The 18,028-nt window shown below is 64.0% G+C and carries 15 protein-coding genes and 1 tRNA gene; all 16 read left to right on the forward strand.

The features are described from left to right. Nucleotides 1–95, forward strand: a 95-nt coding sequence (locus BLO63_RS20615) for an EF-Tu C-terminal domain-related protein (RefSeq protein WP_131837545.1), incomplete at its 5' end; no start/stop codon positions are given. Between the two features lie 176 nt (nucleotides 96–271). Then, nucleotides 272–347, forward strand: a tRNA-Trp gene (locus BLO63_RS20620). Nucleotides 348–547: 200 nt separating this feature from the next. Further along, nucleotides 548–745: a preprotein translocase subunit SecE gene (secE, locus tag BLO63_RS20625; RefSeq protein ID WP_018390587.1), complete on the forward strand. Its 198-nt coding sequence runs from the start codon at nucleotides 548–550 to the stop codon at nucleotides 743–745. Nucleotides 746–756: 11 nt separating this feature from the next. Then, complete coding sequence (nusG, locus tag BLO63_RS20630) at nucleotides 757–1,287, forward strand: transcription termination/antitermination protein NusG (protein ID WP_018390588.1); 531 nt, start codon at nucleotides 757–759, stop codon at nucleotides 1,285–1,287. Nucleotides 1,288–1,451: 164 nt separating this feature from the next. Continuing rightward, on the forward strand, nucleotides 1,452–2,066 hold the full coding sequence (locus tag BLO63_RS20635; protein WP_091444712.1) for a DJ-1/PfpI family protein: 615 nt from the start codon (nucleotides 1,452–1,454) through the stop codon (nucleotides 2,064–2,066). 78 nt (nucleotides 2,067–2,144) lie between these two features. After that, a complete protein-coding gene (locus BLO63_RS20640; protein ID WP_091444715.1) occupies nucleotides 2,145–2,516 on the forward strand; it encodes a ribbon-helix-helix domain-containing protein in 372 nt (123 codons plus the stop codon). A 239-nt stretch (nucleotides 2,517–2,755) separates the two neighbouring features. Further along, nucleotides 2,756–3,205 carry a 50S ribosomal protein L11 gene (gene rplK, locus BLO63_RS20645; RefSeq protein ID WP_018390591.1) on the forward strand — a complete coding sequence of 150 codons (450 nt, stop codon included), beginning with the start codon at nucleotides 2,756–2,758 and terminating at the stop codon, nucleotides 3,203–3,205. Between the two features lie 4 nt (nucleotides 3,206–3,209). Continuing rightward, nucleotides 3,210–3,911, forward strand: a complete 702-nt coding sequence (rplA, locus tag BLO63_RS20650) for a 50S ribosomal protein L1 (protein ID WP_018390592.1) — start codon at nucleotides 3,210–3,212, stop codon at nucleotides 3,909–3,911. A gap of 472 nt (nucleotides 3,912–4,383) precedes the next feature. Continuing rightward, nucleotides 4,384–4,902: a 50S ribosomal protein L10 gene (gene rplJ / locus BLO63_RS20655; RefSeq protein WP_091444717.1), complete on the forward strand. Its 519-nt coding sequence runs from the start codon at nucleotides 4,384–4,386 to the stop codon at nucleotides 4,900–4,902. A gap of 49 nt (nucleotides 4,903–4,951) precedes the next feature. Continuing rightward, nucleotides 4,952–5,326, forward strand: a complete 375-nt coding sequence (rplL, locus tag BLO63_RS20660; protein ID WP_091444718.1) for a 50S ribosomal protein L7/L12 — start codon at nucleotides 4,952–4,954, stop codon at nucleotides 5,324–5,326. 275 nt (nucleotides 5,327–5,601) lie between these two features. Further along, entirely contained in the window at nucleotides 5,602–9,732 is a 4,131-nt protein-coding gene (gene rpoB, locus BLO63_RS20665) for a DNA-directed RNA polymerase subunit beta (protein ID WP_091444721.1), read from the forward strand. A gap of 125 nt (nucleotides 9,733–9,857) precedes the next feature. Then, nucleotides 9,858–14,048, forward strand: coding sequence for a DNA-directed RNA polymerase subunit beta' (gene rpoC / locus BLO63_RS20670; RefSeq protein ID WP_091444724.1), 4,191 nt, complete (start codon nucleotides 9,858–9,860; stop codon nucleotides 14,046–14,048). A gap of 864 nt (nucleotides 14,049–14,912) precedes the next feature. Next, on the forward strand, nucleotides 14,913–15,284 hold the full coding sequence (gene rpsL, locus BLO63_RS20675) for a 30S ribosomal protein S12 (protein WP_018390597.1): 372 nt from the start codon (nucleotides 14,913–14,915) through the stop codon (nucleotides 15,282–15,284). 10 nt (nucleotides 15,285–15,294) lie between these two features. Further along, complete coding sequence (rpsG, locus tag BLO63_RS20680) at nucleotides 15,295–15,765, forward strand: 30S ribosomal protein S7 (protein ID WP_018390598.1); 471 nt, start codon at nucleotides 15,295–15,297, stop codon at nucleotides 15,763–15,765. A gap of 27 nt (nucleotides 15,766–15,792) precedes the next feature. Beyond that, entirely contained in the window at nucleotides 15,793–17,868 is a 2,076-nt protein-coding gene (gene fusA / locus BLO63_RS20685) for an elongation factor G (RefSeq protein WP_091444727.1), read from the forward strand. Nucleotides 17,869–17,932: 64 nt separating this feature from the next. Continuing rightward, nucleotides 17,933–18,028 (forward strand): GTP-binding protein (locus BLO63_RS21025; RefSeq protein ID WP_244518008.1); only part of this gene is annotated, 96 nt, incomplete at its 3' end.

The raw sequence follows: 18,028 nt of genomic DNA on the forward strand, positions 1-18,028 counted from the left end.
TCGTGCCGATCGCGATGGAAGAAAAGCTGCGCTTCGCTATCCGCGAAGGCGGCCGTACCGTCGGCGCCGGCGTCGTCGCCTCCATCATCGAGTGATGAACCAAGGCAGGGATGCGCTGGCCGCATCCCTTTCCGGTGCCGAAGTTTTTTCTGCTTCGACGCCGAACTGTTGAAACCGGGCAGCGCGCCCCTCGACGTGGACGCGCCGCCGGTTATAGTGCCTCGCGATTCGAGAGGCGGACCACCGGGGCATTGCCCCGTCCGCCTCTTCTAGGAGTGTAGCTCAACTGGTAGAGCACCGGTCTCCAAAACCGGGGGTTGGGGGTTCGAGCCCCTCCACTCCTGCCACTCTTCCCAAGGGGTGGCGGGCACGGCGGCAAAGGTTCTTTGACGCGAGGCGGCTTTGCGGGCTATACGCCCGCTTCGTGCATTTTTAGAGGGTCGTGCCGGAGCATCGCCGAAAGGTGGTGCGTGGCGGGACCCGCAGGCGGCGCGCCGCGATCAGCCGATACCGGCGCGGGCCGCATCAGAGGCGTTTCGAGACGAGCATGGCGAAGACGAACCCGGTCGAGTTCTTTCAGCAGGTCCGCGCGGAAGCCCGCAAGGTCACCTGGCCGACCCGTCGCGAGACGCTCATCACTACCGCGATGGTGTTCGTCATGGTGGTGCTGGCCTCGCTGTTCTTCCTGGTCGCCGACCAGATTCTGAGCTTCGTTGTCGCTCAGATCCTGCAAATCGGCCGTTGAGGAGAAACGCGATGCCGATGCGCTGGTACATCGTCCACGCCTATTCCAATTTCGAGAAGAAGGTCGCGGATTCCATCAAGGAACAGGCTGCGCAGCGCGGCCTCACCGATCTCTTCGAGCAGGTGCTGGTGCCGACCGAGAAGGTCGTCGAGGTGCGTCGTGGCCGCAAGGTCGACGCCGAGCGCAAGTTTTTCCCGGGCTATGTGCTGGTGAAGATGGACCTCACCGACGAGGCCTTCCACCTCATCAAGAACACGCCGAAAGTCACCGGCTTCCTCGGCGCCGACAACAAGCCGATGCCGATCGCCGAGAAGGAGGCCATGCGCATCCTTCAGCAGGTGCAGGAAGGCATAGAGCGGCCCAAGCCCTCGATCACCTTCGAGGTCGGCGAGACGGTCAAGGTATCGGACGGTCCCTTCGCCTCCTTCAACGGCATTGTCGAGGAAGTCGACGAGGGCCGCTCGCGCCTCAAGGTGGCGGTGTCGATCTTCGGTCGCGCCACCCCGGTGGAGCTGGAATTCGGTCAGGTCGAGAAGGTCTGACGCACCAGCGGTTCGCTTGCTTTCAAGGGCGCGGCTTCGGCGGCGCCCTTTTTCGTTGGCCGCCGCGTTAACGGGTTAACACCCTTGGGTCGGGCCGCCGTCCTATCCTCCCCGCAAGTCAGCCGCCGCACCCAGCGGACGGCGGCGCAACAGGGGAGGAGACAATGGCAGGCAAGCGCATCCTGATGATCGTCGGCGACTTCGTCGAGGACTATGAGACCATGGTGCCCTTCCAGGCGCTGCTGGCGGTCGGGCACACCGTGCATGCCGTCTGCCCGGACAAGAAGGCGGGCGACAGCGTGGCGACGGCGGTCCACGATTTCGAGGGGCAGCAGACCTATTCGGAAAAGCGCGGGCACAATTTCGCGCTGAACGCCACCTTCGCCGAGATCGACCCGGCCCGTTACGACGCGCTGGTGATTCCCGGCGGCCGCGCGCCGGAATATCTGCGTCTCAATGCCCGTACCATCGAGATCGTCCGCCACTTCTTCGAGGCCGACAAGCCGGTTGCCGCCATCTGCCACGGGGCTCAGCTGCTGGCCGGCGCACGGGTTTTGGAAGGACGCACCTGCTCGGCTTATCCCGCCTGCCGCGCCGAAGTGGAACTCGCCGGCGGCACCTATGCCGACATCGCCATTGATGCGGCCGTGACCGACGGCAACCTCGTGAGCGCCCCGGCCTGGCCGGCGCACCCGGCCTGGATCGGCCAATTTCTCACTGTGCTTGGCACTACCATCGCGCATGGCGAGGTGAACACGGGCACGCGCAAGGCGGCGTGAGCGGCTTCGCGACCGGGCGGAACGGGACTATGATGCGCGCGGCGGGGCGGCACGCTCCGCCGCCGAGGGAGGCGCACCATGTGCAAGCTTTTCATCGAGGCCGATCCGGCCCTGTGGCAGACGCGGCTGAAATCGTTGCGCCTAAGCGGCTTTTCCACCAGCGTGCGGCTGGAGAATCTCTATTGGCAGGTACTGGAGGAGATTGCCCAGCGTGACGGCATGAGCCTGCCGCAGCTCCTCGCCAAGCTGCATGAGGAATTGACCTTCGCCCATGGCGGGGTGGAGAACTTCGCCTCTTTCCTGCGGGTGTGCTGCGGCCGCTATCTCGCCCTCCAACTGGAGGGCGACGTGCCGCGGGACCTGCGCACGCCGATCCGCAGCCTCGACGCCGATGCCATTCTGGCGCGCGAAGCCCATCGCAGCCGGCGCGCCTTGTCCTCGGCAGCGTGAGGTCGCGGCGCGTGCAGGGACGGCGTTGCGTTTGCCGGCGCCTTCCTGTATGGCATGCGCTGCATCTTGGGTGAACGAATCCAGGAAGCGTTCATACGCGGGAGGCACGGCCGGTTCGCCAGCCAGCGTTTTAAACGTGCCGTTACCGCGACCCTCCATTTACGCCGCCCGCGATGAAGCCGTCGCGACGGCGTGCTTTGGCGTTTGCGACTGGCAGTCGCGCCGCCGAGGAGTTCGTCATGGCGAAGAAGATCACCGGCTACATCAAGTTGCAGGTGCCGGCCGGCTCGGCCAACCCCGCGCCGCCGATCGGCCCGGCGCTCGGTCAGCGCGGCCTCAACATCATGGAATTCTGCAAGGCGTTCAACGCCCAGACCGGCCAGCTCGAAAAGGGCATGCCGATCCCGGTGGTGATCACGGCCTATCAGGACCGCTCGTTCACCTTCGAACTGAAGACCCCGCCGGTCTCCTACTTCTTGAAGAAGGCCGCCGGCCTTGAGACCAAGAAGAAGCCCGGCTCCGGCCACAAGACGCCGGGCAAGGGCGGCTTCGTCGGCAAGATCTCGCAGGAACAGATGCGCGAGATCGCCGGCAAGAAGATGAAGGACCTCAACTGCGAGACCGTCGAAGCGGCGGTGCGCATGATCGAGGGCTCCGCCCGTTCCATGGGCCTCGAAGTGGTGGGTTGAGCTGATGGCCAAGATTTCCAAGCGTGTTCGCTCCGTCCGCGAGGGCATCGATCCGGTGAAGCTGTACGGCCTCGATGAGGCGCTGACGCTTCTCAAGGACCGGGCCAACGCCAAGTTCGACGAGACCATCGAAGTGGCGCTCAATCTCGGCGTCGATCCCCGTCATGCCGACCAGATGGTGCGCGGCGTGTGCAACCTGCCGAACGGCTCGGGTCGTACCGTGCGCGTCGCCGTGTTCGCGCGCGGCGCCAAGGCGGACGAAGCCAAGGCGGCCGGTGCCGACATCGTCGGCGCCGAGGATCTGCTGGAGACCATCCAGGGCGGCACGATCGAGTTCGATCGCTGCATCGCCACCCCGGACCTGATGCCGCTCGTCGGCCGTCTCGGCAAGGTGCTCGGCCCGCGCGGCCTGATGCCGAACCCGAAGGTCGGCACCGTCACCATGGACGTGAAGGGCGCGGTCGAGGCTGCCAAGGGCGGCGCGGTCGAGTTCCGCGTCGAGAAGGCCGGCATCATCCATGGCGGCATCGGCAAGGCTTCGTTCCCGGTTGACAAGCTGGCCGAGAACATCCGCGCCTTCGTCGACGCGGTGGTGAAGGCGAAGCCGACCGGCGCCAAGGGCACCTATGTCCAGCGCGTCGCCGTCTCCTCGACCATGGGCCCCGGCCTGAAGGTCGAGCCGGCGAGCGTTCTGGTTGCCGGCTGATCGTATTGTCGCTTTGTCGTCACGGGGCCGGTCGCGGTCCCGTGATTGCGACGGTGTGGATTTGTCAAGCCCTTGGTGCTATCAGGGGTGACAAATCCCAAGCGACTCACTATATGGGCGGTTTCGTTGCCGACGATGTTGGCCGCGTGCCGATGAAATTTCAGCTTTCGCCCGTGTAAAAACGGGCGGAGAGGCCGGCAGGGTTCGCCTTGCCGGCTTTACGTCCTGTCCGAGACTGCCGGTGCCCCTCGCCTGAGGTGGCTTAATCCCGATCGGGGCCAGCATAGACGGGGTACGACCGCAGGAAGGGTTCCGGGCAACCGGGTCCTGGATTTCGGCTCGAACCAGCGCCTTGGCCGGTTTTTCGGTCCCAGGGGACAGGATACCAACCGTCGCCGCTCCGCAAGGAGGGGCGGCAAGGCGCAAACCCGGCGGGGAAGGTCATCTTCCTCGCCACCGGAGAGCAAGTGAAGTGGATCGAGCACAAAAAGAAGAGCTCGTCACGACGCTGACCGATGTGTTTCAGAGCACCTCGGTCGTCGTAGTGGCCCACTATTCCGGCCTCACCGTCGCCCAGATGTCGGCCCTGCGCCGCCAGATGAAGGCGAATGGTGCGACCGTGAAGGTGGCGAAGAACCGCCTCGCCAAGATCGCTCTCGAAGGTTCGGACGTCGCACATGTCGCGGCCCTGCTGAAGGGTCCGACCATCATCGCTTATTCGAGCGATCCTGTTGCGGCCCCGAAGGTTGCCGTCGACTTCGCCAAGACGAACGACAAGTTCGTCATCCTCGGCGGAGCGTTCGGCACCACGGCCCTGAATGTGGATGGTGTGAAGGCTCTGGCCACCATGCCGTCCCTTGATGAACTGCGCGCGAAGCTGGTTGGCCTTATCCAGGCCCCGGCGACCAAGATCGCCCAGCTCAGCACCGCGCCGGCGGCGAAGCTCGCCCGCGTGTTTGCGGCCTATGCCAAAGAGAACGAAGCCGCGTGAGGCTTCCCGGTAATACTGGTTCGAACCGAAATCCAAGGACTTAAGTAAAATGGCTGATCTGTCGAAGCTCGTTGACGAGCTGTCCGCCCTGACCGTTCTCGAGGCTGCCGAGCTCGCGAAGCTCCTCGAAGAGAAGTGGGGCGTTTCCGCCGCTGCCGCCGTGGCGGTTGCTGCCGCTCCCGCCGGCGCCGCTGCCGCCCCGGTTGAAGAGCAGACCGAGTTCACTGTCATGCTGGCCTCGGCCGGCGACAAGAAGATCGAGGTCATCAAGGAAGTCCGCGCCATCACCGGCCTGGGCCTCAAGGAAGCCAAGGATCTCGTCGAAGCCGCGCCCAAGGCCATCAAGGAAGGCGTGACCAAGGACGAGGCCGAGAAGATCAAGGCCCAGGTCGAGAAGGCCGGCGCCAAGGTCGAGCTCAAGTGATCATCTGATCATTCGAGGCCGCCGGTTCGCCGGCGGCCTCTGCCTTCGGCAGTGCCGGGGGCGTGTTTTGAGGGAAGCCCGACGGCTTCCCAGACGATCCAGGGGCGGATCGTCTGGCGAGCCGTCGGTTACGGAACGGTCGGAGGGCAGGGCGCTGTGATGCCTCATCCTCGTCGGATTGTTTTGTGATCATAAGCCTCCACGGATGGCCACCCGGCCCTCCCGCCGGGATCGTGGATGGCGCTGACGGATACTCGGACGGAGCGAGGAGCGACATGGCGCAGACGTTCACCGGTCGTAAGCGGGTCCGCAAGTTTTTCGGCAAGATCCAGGAAGTGGCGGAGATGCCGAACCTCATCGAGGTTCAGAAGGCATCCTACGACCAGTTCCTGCAGATCGTTGAGCCGAAGGGCGGCCGCGCAGACGACGGCATTCAGGCGGTTTTCAAGTCGGTATTCCCGATTTCGGACTTTTCGGGCGCTGCGATGCTCGAATTCGTCCGTTACGAGTTCGAACCGCCGAAGTACGACGTTGACGAGTGCCGCCAGCGGGGCATGACCTTTGCCGCGCCGCTCAAGGTGACGCTGCGCCTCATCGTGTTCGATGTCGATCCCGATACCGGCTCCAAGTCCGTCAAGGACATCAAGGAGCAGGACGTCTATATGGGCGACATCCCGCTGATGACGATGAACGGCACGTTCATCGTCAACGGCACGGAGCGCGTCATCGTCTCGCAGATGCACCGCTCACCGGGCGTGTTCTTCGACCACGACAAGGGCAAGACGCACTCGTCGGGCAAGCTGCTTTTTGCCGCTCGCATCATCCCGTATCGCGGTTCCTGGCTCGACATCGAGTTCGACGCCAAGGACATCGTCTATGCGCGTATCGACCGCCGCCGCAAGATTCCGGTGACGAGCCTTCTCTTCGCCCTCGGCCTCGCCGGCGAGGAGATCCTCAACACCTTCTACGAGACCATCACCTTCGCCCGCACGAAGGATGGCTGGCGCATGCCGTTCGATCCCAAGCGGATGAAGGGCTACAAGGCGGTTTCCGATCTCGTCGACGCCGACACGGGCGAAGTCGTGATCGAGGCCGGCAAGAAGGTGACGGTCCGCCAGGCCCGCCAACTCGCCGAGAAGGGCCTCAAGGCGCTCAAGATCTCCGACGAGGAGATGCTCGGCCAGTATGTGGCCGAGGACATGGTCAATCCGACCACGGGCGAAATCTACGTCGAAGCCGGTGAGGAAGTCACCGACAAGATGCTGAAGCAGCTTGTCGAGCTTGGCTATGACGAGGTGCCGATCCTCGACATCGACCACGTCAATGTGGGCGCCTATATCCGCAACACGCTCAGCGTCGACAAGAACGTGACCCGCGAGGACGCGCTGTTCGACATCTACCGCGTGATGCGTCCCGGCGAGCCGCCGACGCTCGATTCCGCGCAGGCGATGTTCCATTCGCTGTTCTTCGATAGCGAGCGCTACGACCTCTCCGCGGTTGGCCGCGTGAAGATGAACATGCGCCTCGATCTCGACGCCGAGGACACGGTGCGCGTGCTGCGCCGCGAGGACATTCTCGCGGTCATCCAGACGCTGGTCCAGCTGCGCGACGGCAAGGGCGAGATCGACGACATCGATCATCTCGGCAACCGCCGCGTCCGCTCGGTCGGCGAGCTGATGGAGAACCAGTACCGCGTCGGCCTGCTGCGCATGGAGCGCGCCATCAAGGAGCGCATGTCGTCCGTCGACATCGATACCGTGATGCCGCAGGACCTGATCAACGCCAAGCCGGTGGCGGCGGCGGTGCGCGAGTTCTTCGGCTCGTCCCAGCTCTCGCAGTTCATGGACCAGACCAACCCGCTGTCGGAGATCACCCACAAGCGCCGTCTCTCGGCGCTTGGCCCGGGCGGTCTGACGCGCGAGCGCGCCGGCTTCGAGGTGCGCGACGTGCACCCGACGCATTATGGCCGCATCTGCCCGATCGAGACGCCGGAAGGCCCGAACATCGGCCTGATCAACTCTCTGGCGACCTTTGCCCGCGTGAACAAGTACGGCTTCATCGAGGCGCCCTATCGCCGCGTGAAGGACAGCCAGGTGCAGGACGAGGTGGTCTATCTCTCCGCCATGGAGGAGGGGAAGTACTACGTCGCGCAGGCCAACATTCCGCTCGATGCCGAAGGCCGCTTCACCGAGGACCTGATCGTCTGCCGTCATGCCGGCGATGTGCTCCTCGTCACGCCCGACCGTGTCGACTTCATGGACGTGTCGCCCAAGCAGCTCGTCTCGGTCGCCGCGGCGCTGATCCCGTTCCTTGAGAACGACGACGCCAACCGCGCGCTGATGGGTTCGAACATGCAGCGCCAGGCGGTGCCGCTGGTGCGTGCCGATGCTCCCTTCGTGGGCACGGGCATGGAATCGGTGGTGGCTCGCGACTCCGGTGCGGCCATCGGTGCGCGCCGTACCGGCGTGGTCGACCAGGTGGACGCGACCCGTATCGTCATCCGCGCGACGGAAGAGAATGATCCGTCGAAGTCGGGCGTCGACATTTACCGGCTGCAGAAGTTCCAGCGCTCCAACCAGTCGACCTGCATCAACCAGCGGCCGCTGGTGCGCGTGGGCGACCGGGTGCGCAAGGGCGACATCATTGCCGACGGTCCCTCGACCGATCTTGGCGATCTGGCGCTCGGCCGGAACATCCTCGTCGCCTTCATGCCGTGGAATGGCTACAACTTCGAAGATTCCATCCTGCTTTCGGAGAACATCTCCAAGGGTGACATCTTCTCCTCGATCCACATCGAGGAGTTCGAAGTGATGGCCCGTGACACCAAGCTGGGTCCGGAGGAAATCACGCGCGACATTCCGAACGTTTCGGAAGAGGCGCTGAAGAACCTCGACGAAGCCGGCATCGTCTATATCGGCGCCGAAGTTCAGGCGGGCGACATCCTCTGCGGCAAGATCACGCCGAAGGGCGAAAGCCCGATGACCCCGGAAGAGAAGCTGCTTCGCGCCATCTTCGGCGAGAAGGCAGCTGATGTGCGCGATACCTCGCTGCGCGTTCCCCCCGGTGTCACCGGCACGATCGTCGAAGTGCGCGTGTTCAACCGCCATGGCGTGGACAAGGACGAGCGCGCTCAGGCGATCGAGCGCGAGGAAATCGAGCGTCTCGCCAAGGACCGCGACGACGAGCAGGCGATCCTCGACCGCAACGTCTTCGGCCGTCTGGCCGAGATGCTGGACGGCAAGGTCGGCGTGGCTGGCCCGAAGGGCTTCAAGAAGGACACGCCGCTCACCCGTTCGGTGCTGACCGAGTACCCGCGCAGCCAGTGGTGGCAGTTCGCCATCGCCGACGACCATGTGATGAGCGAGCTGGAGGCGATCCGCAACCAGTACGACGAGTCGAAGAAGCGCCTTGAGCAGCGCTTCCTCGACAAGGTCGAGAAGCTGCAGCGTGGCGACGAAATGCCGCCCGGCGTGATGAAGATGGTCAAGGTCTTCATCGCCGTGAAGCGCAAGATCCAGCCGGGCGACAAGATGGCCGGCCGGCACGGCAACAAGGGCGTGGTCTCGCGCATCGTCCCGGTCGAGGACATGCCGTTCCTTGAGGACGGCACCCCGGTCGACATGGTGCTCAACCCGCTCGGCGTGCCGTCGCGCATGAATGTCGGGCAGATTCTCGAGACCCATCTGGGTTGGGCGTGCGCCGGCCTCGGCCGGGTGATTGACCGCGCCATCGAGGGCTACCGGCAGACGCACGATATCGGCCCGCTGAAGGACGCGTTCGGCAAGATCTACGGCAAGGACGAGACCATCGATTCGCTCGACGAGGACGGTCTGGTCGAGCTGGGATCGAACCTGCGCCGCGGCGTCCCGATCGCCACCCCCGTGTTCGACGGGGCCCGCGAGGCCGACATCGAGCACATGCTGGAGCTGGCGGGGCTCGACAAGTCGGCGCAGTCCACCCTGTTCGACGGTCGTACCGGCGAGCAGTTCGACCGTAAGGTGACGGTCGGCTACATCTACATGCTGAAGCTGCATCACCTTGTCGACGACAAGATCCATGCACGCTCGATCGGCCCGTACTCGCTCGTTACCCAGCAGCCGCTGGGCGGCAAGGCGCAGTTCGGCGGTCAGCGCTTCGGCGAGATGGAGGTGTGGGCGCTCGAAGCCTATGGCGCCGCCTACACGCTGCAAGAGATGCTGACCGTCAAGTCGGACGACGTCGCGGGCCGTACCAAGGTCTATGAGGCGATCGTGCGCGGCGACGACACCTTCGAGGCGGGTATCCCCGAGAGCTTCAACGTTCTCGTGAAGGAGATGCGTTCGCTCGGCCTTAACGTCGAGCTGATGAACTCCAAGACCCTCTCGCCCGTGGCCACGCCCGGCGAGAGCCTGCCAGCGGCCGAATGACCGACTGAGACATAGGGGCGGACGCGCAGGCGTGTCCGCCCCTTCGATCGCTCGACAGACCAGACTTTTCCGTGACCCCAACCAGCCGCGGCGGCGGAGGCGGGGTCCAGCCGAAGGAGACGGCGATGAATCAAGAGGTGATGAATCTCTTCAACCCGGCGGCGCCGGCGCCGACTTTCGATCAGATCAAGATCTCGATCGCGAGTCCGGAGAAGATCCTGTCGTGGTCCTTCGGTGAGATCAAGAAGCCGGAGACGATCAACTACCGCACGTTCAAGCCCGAGCGTGACGGCTTGTTCTGCGCGCGCATCTTTGGTCCGATCAAGGACTATGAGTGCCTGTGCGGCAAGTACAAGCGCATGAAGTACAAGGGCATTATCTGCGAGAAGTGCGGCGTGGAAGTCACGCTGTCGCGCGTGCGCCGCGAGCGCATGGGCCACATCGAGCTCGCCGCCCCAGTCGCGCACATTTGGTTCCTGAAGTCGCTGCCGAGCCGCATCGGCCTGCTGCTCGACATGACGCTCAAGGACCTCGAGCGCATCCTGTACTTCGAGTACTACTGCGTCATCGAGCCGGGCCTCACCCCGCTGAAGGAGCGTCAGCTCCTCTCGGAAGAGGACTATCTGCGCGCCCAGGAAGAATATGGCGATGACTCGTTCACGGCGCTGATCGGCGCCGAGGCGATCCGCGAGATTCTGCGCGGGATGGACCTCGAGAAGATCGCCGGCAACCTGCGCAAGGAGATCGCCGAGGCGACCACCGAGCTGAAGCCGAAGAAGCTCGCCAAGCGCCTGAAGATCGTCGAAGCCTTCCAGGAATCCGGCAACAAGCCGGAATGGATGATTCTGACGCATGTCCCGGTCATCCCGCCGGACCTGCGCCCGCTCGTCCCGCTGGACGGCGGCCGCTTCGCCACGTCCGACCTCAACGACCTCTACCGCCGCGTCATCAACCGCAACAACCGCCTCAAGCGGCTGATCGAGCTGAAGGCGCCGGACATCATCATCCGCAACGAGAAGCGCATGCTTCAGGAAGCGGTCGATGCGCTGTTCGACAACGGCCGTCGCGGCCGCGTCATCACGGGCGCCAACAAGCGCCCGCTGAAGTCGCTCGCCGACATGCTGAAGGGCAAGCAGGGCCGGTTCCGCCAGAACCTGCTCGGCAAGCGCGTCGACTATTCCGGCCGTTCGGTGATCGTCGTCGGCCCCGAGCTGAAGCTGCACCAGTGCGGCCTGCCGAAGAAGATGGCGCTGGAGCTGTTCAAGCCCTTCATCTATTCGCGTCTCGACGCGAAGGGCCTTTCCGCGACTGTGAAGCAGGCTAAGAAGCTCGTCGAGAAGGAGCGTCCCGAGGTGTGGGACATCCTCGACGAGGTCATCCGCGAGCATCCGGTGATGCTGAACCGCGCCCCGACGCTGCATCGCCTGGGCATCCAGGCGTTCGAGCCGGTTCTGATCGAAGGCAAGGCGATCCAGCTTCACCCGCTGGTCTGCTCGGCCTTCAACGCCGACTTCGACGGCGACCAGATGGCGGTGCACGTGCCGCTGTCCATCGAGGCGCAGCTTGAAGCGCGCGTGCTGATGATGTCGACCAACAACATCCTGCACCCGGCCAACGGCGCGCCGATCATCGTGCCGTCGCAGGATATCGTGCTCGGTCTCTATTATCTCACCATGATGAAGGAGAACGAGCCGGGTCAGGGCATGGCGTTCTCCAACATGGGCGAGATCGACCACGCGCTGGCGGTCAAGGCCATCACGCTGCACACCAAGGTACGCGGGCGCTATATCGGCGTCGACGAGGAGGGCAAGCCCCTCTCGAAGATCTACGAGACCACGCCTGGCCGCATGAAGCTCGGCGAACTGCTGCCGAAGAACGCCAAGACTCCCTTTGACGTCGTCAATAAGCTGATGACCAAGAAGGAGATCTCGAACATGATCGACACCGTCTACCGCCACTGCGGTCAGAAGGAGACGGTCATCTTCTGCGATCGCATCATGACGCTCGGCTTCTCCAACGCCTTCCGCGCCGGCATTTCGTTCGGCAAGGACGACATGGTGGTGCCCTCCAAGAAGTGGGACATGGTCGAAGAGACCCGTTCGCTCACCAAGGAGTACGAGCAGCAGTACAATGACGGCCTGATCACCCAGGGCGAAAAGTACAACAAGGTCGTCGATGCGTGGGGCAAGTGCTCCGCGCGCCTCGCCGACGAGATGATGGCCGAGATTTCGGCCGTGAAGAAGGACCCGGTGACGGGTCGCGAGAAGCAGATCAACTCGATCTACATGATGGCGCATTCCGGCGCGCGTGGTTCGCGCGAGCAGATGCGTCAGCTCGCCGCCATGCGCGGCCTGATGGCCAAGCCGTCGGGCGAGATCATCGAGACGCCGATCATCTCGAACTTCAAGGAAGGCCTCTCCGTGCTCGAGTACTTCAACTCGACCCACGGTGCCCGTAAGGGTCTGGCCGATACCGCGCTGAAGACCGCCAACTCGGGCTACCTGACCCGTCGTCTCGTCGACGTGGCCCAGGACAGCATCATCACCCTGCGCGACTGCGGCACCACCAATGGTATCGCGATGCGCGCCATAATCGACGCGGGCAACATCGTTGCCACGCTCGGCTCGCGCGTGCTTGGCCGTACGGCGGCCGAGGACGTGATTGAGGGCGCGACCGGCAATGTGATCGTGCCGGCGGGCCACATGATGGACGAGGCGGATGTCGAGCGCATCGCCAAGGCCGGCGTGCAGGAGATCAAGATCCGCTCCGTGCTGACCTGCGAGGCCAAGAACGGCGTTTGCGGCACCTGCTACGGACGCGATCTGGCCCGCGGCACGCCTGTCAACATGGGCGAGGCTGTCGGCGTCATCGCGGCGCAGTCGATCGGCGAGCCGGGTACCCAGCTCACCATGCGCACCTTCCACATCGGCGGCGCGGCGCAGCTCTCCGAACAGTCCTTCATCGAGGCCTCGTTCGAGGGCACGGTGAAGATCCGCAACCGCAACGTGGTGCGGAACTCGGAAGGCGAGCTGATCGCGATGAGCCGCAACCTTTCCGTCCTGATCATCGATCACGACGGCTCGGAGAAGGCGGCGCACCGCATCCAGTTCGGTGCCAAGCTGAAGGTGGACGACGGCGACGCCATCAAGCGTGGCCAGCGCATCGCCGAGTGGGACCCCTATACGCGCCCGATCCTCACCGAGGTCGAGGGTATCGTGGGCTATGAGGACCTGGTGGAAGGCGCCTCGCTCAGCGAGACGGTTGACGAGTCGACCGGCATCGCCAAGCGCGTCGTCACCGACTGGCGCACCGGCCGTGGCTCGGAACTGCGTCCGTCGCTGGTCGTCAAGGGCGCGGACGGTAAGGTGCTGAAGCTGCAGCGCGGCGGCGATGCCCGCTACACGCTGCCGGTGGAAGCGATTCTGTCGGCCGATCCCGGCTCCACCATCAAGGCCGGCGACGTGCTCGCCCGCGTGCCGATGGAGTCCGCGAAGACCCGTGACATCACGGGCGGTCTGCCGCGCGTGGCGGAACTGTTCGAGGCGCGTCGTCCGAAGGATGCGGCGATCATCGCCGAAATCTCAGGCACGATCCGCTTCGGCAAGGACTACAAGAACAAGCGCCGCGTGAGCATCGAGCCGCAGGATTCGACCGACGACACGGCCGAGTACCTGATCCCGAAGGGCAAGCACATCCATCTGCAGGATGGCGACCTCGTCGAGAAGGGCGACTTCATCGTCGACGGCAACCCGGCGCCGCACGACATCCTGGCGATCAAGGGCGTCGAGGAACTCGCCGCCTATCTCGTTAACGAGATTCAGGAGGTCTACCGGCTGCAGGGCGTGCTCATCAACGACAAGCACATCGAGGTGATCGTTCGCCAGATGCTGCAGAAGGTCGAGATCGACGACGCCGGCGAGAGTGACCTGCTCACCAACGAGCAGATCGACGCCTCGGAGCTGAACGAGATCAACGAGGTCCTGATCGCCGAGGGCAAGAAGCCCGCGTCCGGTCATCCCGTGCTGCTCGGCATCACCAAGGCGAGCCTGCAGACGCGCTCCTTCATCTCGGCCGCCTCCTTCCAGGAGACGACCCGGGTGCTCACCGAGGCGGCGGTCAACGGCAAGTCCGACGATCTCGCCGGCCTCAAGGAGAACGTCATCGTCGGCCGCCTTATTCCGGCCGGCACCGGCGCGCAGATGTCCAAGCTCCGCGTCACCGCGACCTCGCGCGACGAACTCATCGCCGCGCAGAACGAACAGGACGGCGTGGCTTCCAATGCCCCGCGTCTCGAAGGCCCCGCCGCGGCCGAGTGACGGGCGTCGCAGCTTCGTGAGATCGGAAAGGGCCGTCCCGCTGGGGCGGCCCTTTTTGCTTGCGCGAGGTAAAAAGCAAATCCAGCGATCGGCATTCGCCCGCCGGCAGCGCACTGCATGGTTAACGCGGCACACAGGCCCGCTGAGAGGCGAACGTCGCCGGGGCAGCACACCCGCCTCCTGCGCGCCGGATGCCGCTGTGCCAACCCGACCGGGATGGCGGCGATGTGGCGCGCGCCGGGAGCGCCGCGTCTTGCAGCTGTCTTGCAAACCAGCGATAGGGGAGTGTGCACCCCACGATGATCACTCCTTGCGAGCGGAGTGGTGGCCGGGATTCGCGAATCGACGGCGCGCGACTCGCTCGCCATTGAGGTTTGGCCCGGGCCCGCGAATCTGACCACCGAGGGGGGCTCGGCGCGGCTGAGTCGGTCTCCGCGGACCCGCATTCGGGGGAATCCAGCGTCCGCAAAGCCCCGCACGGCCCTGTGAGCGGCCATTTTGCGGTTAAGGGTTGACGTCAGGCGAGTCGGCGGGTAGAAGGCGCCTACTTTCACGGCAGGCGGTTGAAGTTACCGCGTTCGGACACCCTGTCTGGACACAGAACCTCAAGACGCTGCCGGGACGCTAGCACGACCAAATCCGGCGCATGATCGCGCATCTTGTGGCTTTCGAGTCATCGCGTGATCCTCTGAACGTACAGCGCCCTCGGCCAGGATCTGGCCGGCGGCGCTTCTTTCGTTCGCAGGCAGGCCGGTGTGCTGATTGTTCCGAATTGCCGAGAAGAAGAATGCGGTTGCGGCCGCGGAAATTGGGTTAGCGCGAGGGCATTCCTGTCCGTAGCGCAGCGAGACGAAGGCGAGACACGTGCCGACGATCAACCAGCTGATCCGCAAGCCGCGGGAAGCCCAGAAGGCCCGGAACAAGGTTCCGGCGCTACAGGCCAGCCCGCAGAAGCGTGGTGTTTGCACCCGCGTCTATACGACGACCCCGAAGAAGCCGAACTCGGCGCTTCGTAAGGTCGCCAAGGTTCGTTTGACCAATGGCTATGAAGTCATCGGTTACATCCCCGGCGAGGGGCACAACCTGCAGGAACACTCCGTGGTGATGATCCGCGGCGGCCGCGTCAAGGATCTTCCCGGCGTGCGCTATCACATCCTGCGCGGCGTGCTCGATACGCAGGGCGTCAAGAATCGTAAGCAGCGCCGGTCGAAGTACGGCGCCAAGCGGCCGAAGTGAGGATTGAGCGATGTCCCGTCGTCATCGTGCAGAGCGCCGCGAAGTCACCCCGGATCCCAAGTTCGGGAGCGAGGTGCTGAGCCGCTTCATGAACGCCGTCATGTATGACGGCAAGAAGTCGGTCGCCGAGCAGATCGTTTATGGCGCTCTCGACCTGGTCGAGAACCGCGCCAAGTCCGAGCCGCTGGGTGTTTTCACCCAGGCGCTCGACAATGTCAGCCCGGCCATCGAGGTGCGTTCCCGCCGTGTCGGCGGCGCCACCTATCAGGTGCCGGTTGAAGTGCGTCCCGAGCGCCGTCAGGCTCTCGCGATCCGCTGGCTGATCATTGCGGCTCGTGCCCGCAACGAGAAGACCATGGTCGAGCGTCTGTCGGGCGAACTGCTCGATGCCTCGAACAACCGCGGCACTGCCGTGAAGAAACGCGAAGACACGCACCGCATGGCGGAGGCCAACCGCGCCTTCTCTCACTACCGCTGGTGATGACGAGAGCCGGGACGAGGATCTGATATGTCGCGCATTCATGCTATCGAAGACTACCGTAACTTTGGCATCATGGCCCACATTGATGCCGGCAAGACCACCACGACCGAACGGATCCTCTATTACACCGGCAAGAGCCACAAGATCGGCGAAGTCCATGATGGCGCTGCCACGATGGACTGGATGACCCAGGAGCAGGAGCGCGGCATCACGATTACGTCGGCCGCGACGACCGCTTTCTGGCATGGCAAGCGCCTGAACATCATCGACACCCCCGGCCACGTCGACTTCACCATTGAAGTCGAGCGTTCGCTGCGTGTGCTCGATGGCGCTGTGTGCGTTCTTGACGGCAACCAGGGCGTCGAGCCCCAGACCGAGACCGTCTGGCGCCAGGCCGACAAGTACAACGTTCCGCGCATCGTGTTCGTCAACAAGATGGACAAGACCGGCGCCGACTTCTTCCGCTGCGTCGAGATGATTATCGACCGCGTGGACGGCAAGCCGGTCTGCTGCCAGCTGCCCATCGGTTCCGAGAACAACTTCAAGGGCATCATTGACCTCGTCCGCATGAAGGCGGTCGTGTGGGACAATGAAGAGCTCGGCGCGAAGTATCACGACGAAGAGATCCCGGCCGAGCTGCTCGACCAGGCCGTCGAATATCGCGGCAAGCTGCTCGAAGCGGCTGTCGAGCTCGATGACGACGTGCTGTCTGCCTATCTCGAAGGCGTCGAGCCTGATGAAGCCACCCTTAAGGGTCTGATCCGCAAGGCCGTCATCGGCCGCGTGTTCAACCCGGTGTTCTGCGGCTCGGCGTTCAAGAACAAGGGCGTGCAGCCCCTGCTCGACGCGGTGTGCGACTTCCTGCCGTCGCCGATCGATCGTGGCGCCATCAAGGGCATCGATTTCGACACCGAGGAAGAGACCGTCCGCAACCCGAGCGATTCCGACCCGCTGTCGGTCCTCGCGTTCAAGATCATGGACGATCCCTTCGTCGGCACCATCACCTTCTGCCGCGTCTATTCGGGCAAGCTCGAGGCCGGCATGGGTCTGCTGAACTCGACCCGCGACAAGAAGGAGCGTGTCGGTCGCATGCTTCTCATGCATGCGAACAACCGCGAAGACATCAAGGAAGCCTATGCCGGCGACATCGTCGCCCTGGCGGGCCTCAAGGAAGTGCGCACCGGCGATACGCTGTGCGACCCGGCCAAGCCGGTGATCCTGGAGAAGATGGAGTTCCCCGAGCCGGTCATCGAGATCGCGATCGAGCCGAAGTCCAAGGCCGACCAGGAGAAGCTGGGTCTGGCCCTGGCCAAGCTCGCGGCGGAGGATCCTTCCTTCCGCGTGTCGACCGATTTCGAGAGCGGCCAGACCATCCTCAAGGGCATGGGCGAACTGCACCTCGACATCAAGGTCGACATCCTGAAGCGCACCTACAAGGTGGATGCCAATATCGGCGCCCCCCAGGTCGCCTATCGTGAGACGATCACCCGCAAGACCGAGATCGACTACACCCACAAGAAGCAGACCGGTGGTACCGGCCAGTTCGCGCGGGTCAAGTTTGTGGTTGAGCCGAACGAAGTCGGCAAGGGCTTCGCCTTCGAGAGCAAGATCATCGGCGGTGCGGTGCCGAAGGAGTACATCCCCGGCGTCAACAAGGGTCTGGAAAGCGTGCTCGGTTCGGGCGTGCTGGCTGGCTTCCCGGTTGTGGACGTGAAGGTTGAACTCGTCGACGGCGCTTATCACGAAGTCGACTCGTCGGCCCTGGCCTTCGAAATCGCCTCCCGCGCGGCGTTCCGTGAAGCCCTGCAGAAGGGTGGCGCGGTGCTGCTGGAGCCGATCATGAAGGTCGAGGTCGTGACCCCGGAAGACTATACCGGCTCGGTCATTGGCGACCTCAACTCCCGTCGCGGCCAGATCCAGGGCCAGGACATGCGTGGCAATGCGAACGTCGTGAATGCGATGGTGCCGCTGGCCAACATGTTCGGCTACGTCAATACGCTCCGGTCCTTCTCGCAGGGCCGCGCTACCTTCACCATGCAGTTCGACCACTACGAGCAGGTGCCGTCGAACGTCGCTCAGGAGGTTCAGGCCAAGTACGCATGATGCGGCAGGCCTGAGTTTTTGAAGCGATTTCGTATCCACATCGATAAGACCGACGGAGAGCCCCGTGGCCAAAGAGAAGTTCAACCGTTCGAAGCCTCACTGCAACATCGGGACGATTGGCCATGTTGACCATGGCAAGACGTCTCTGACGGCTGCGATC

This window comes from Ancylobacter rudongensis, assembly GCF_900100155.1.
Classification (GTDB): Bacteria; Pseudomonadota; Alphaproteobacteria; order Rhizobiales; family Xanthobacteraceae; genus Ancylobacter; species Ancylobacter rudongensis.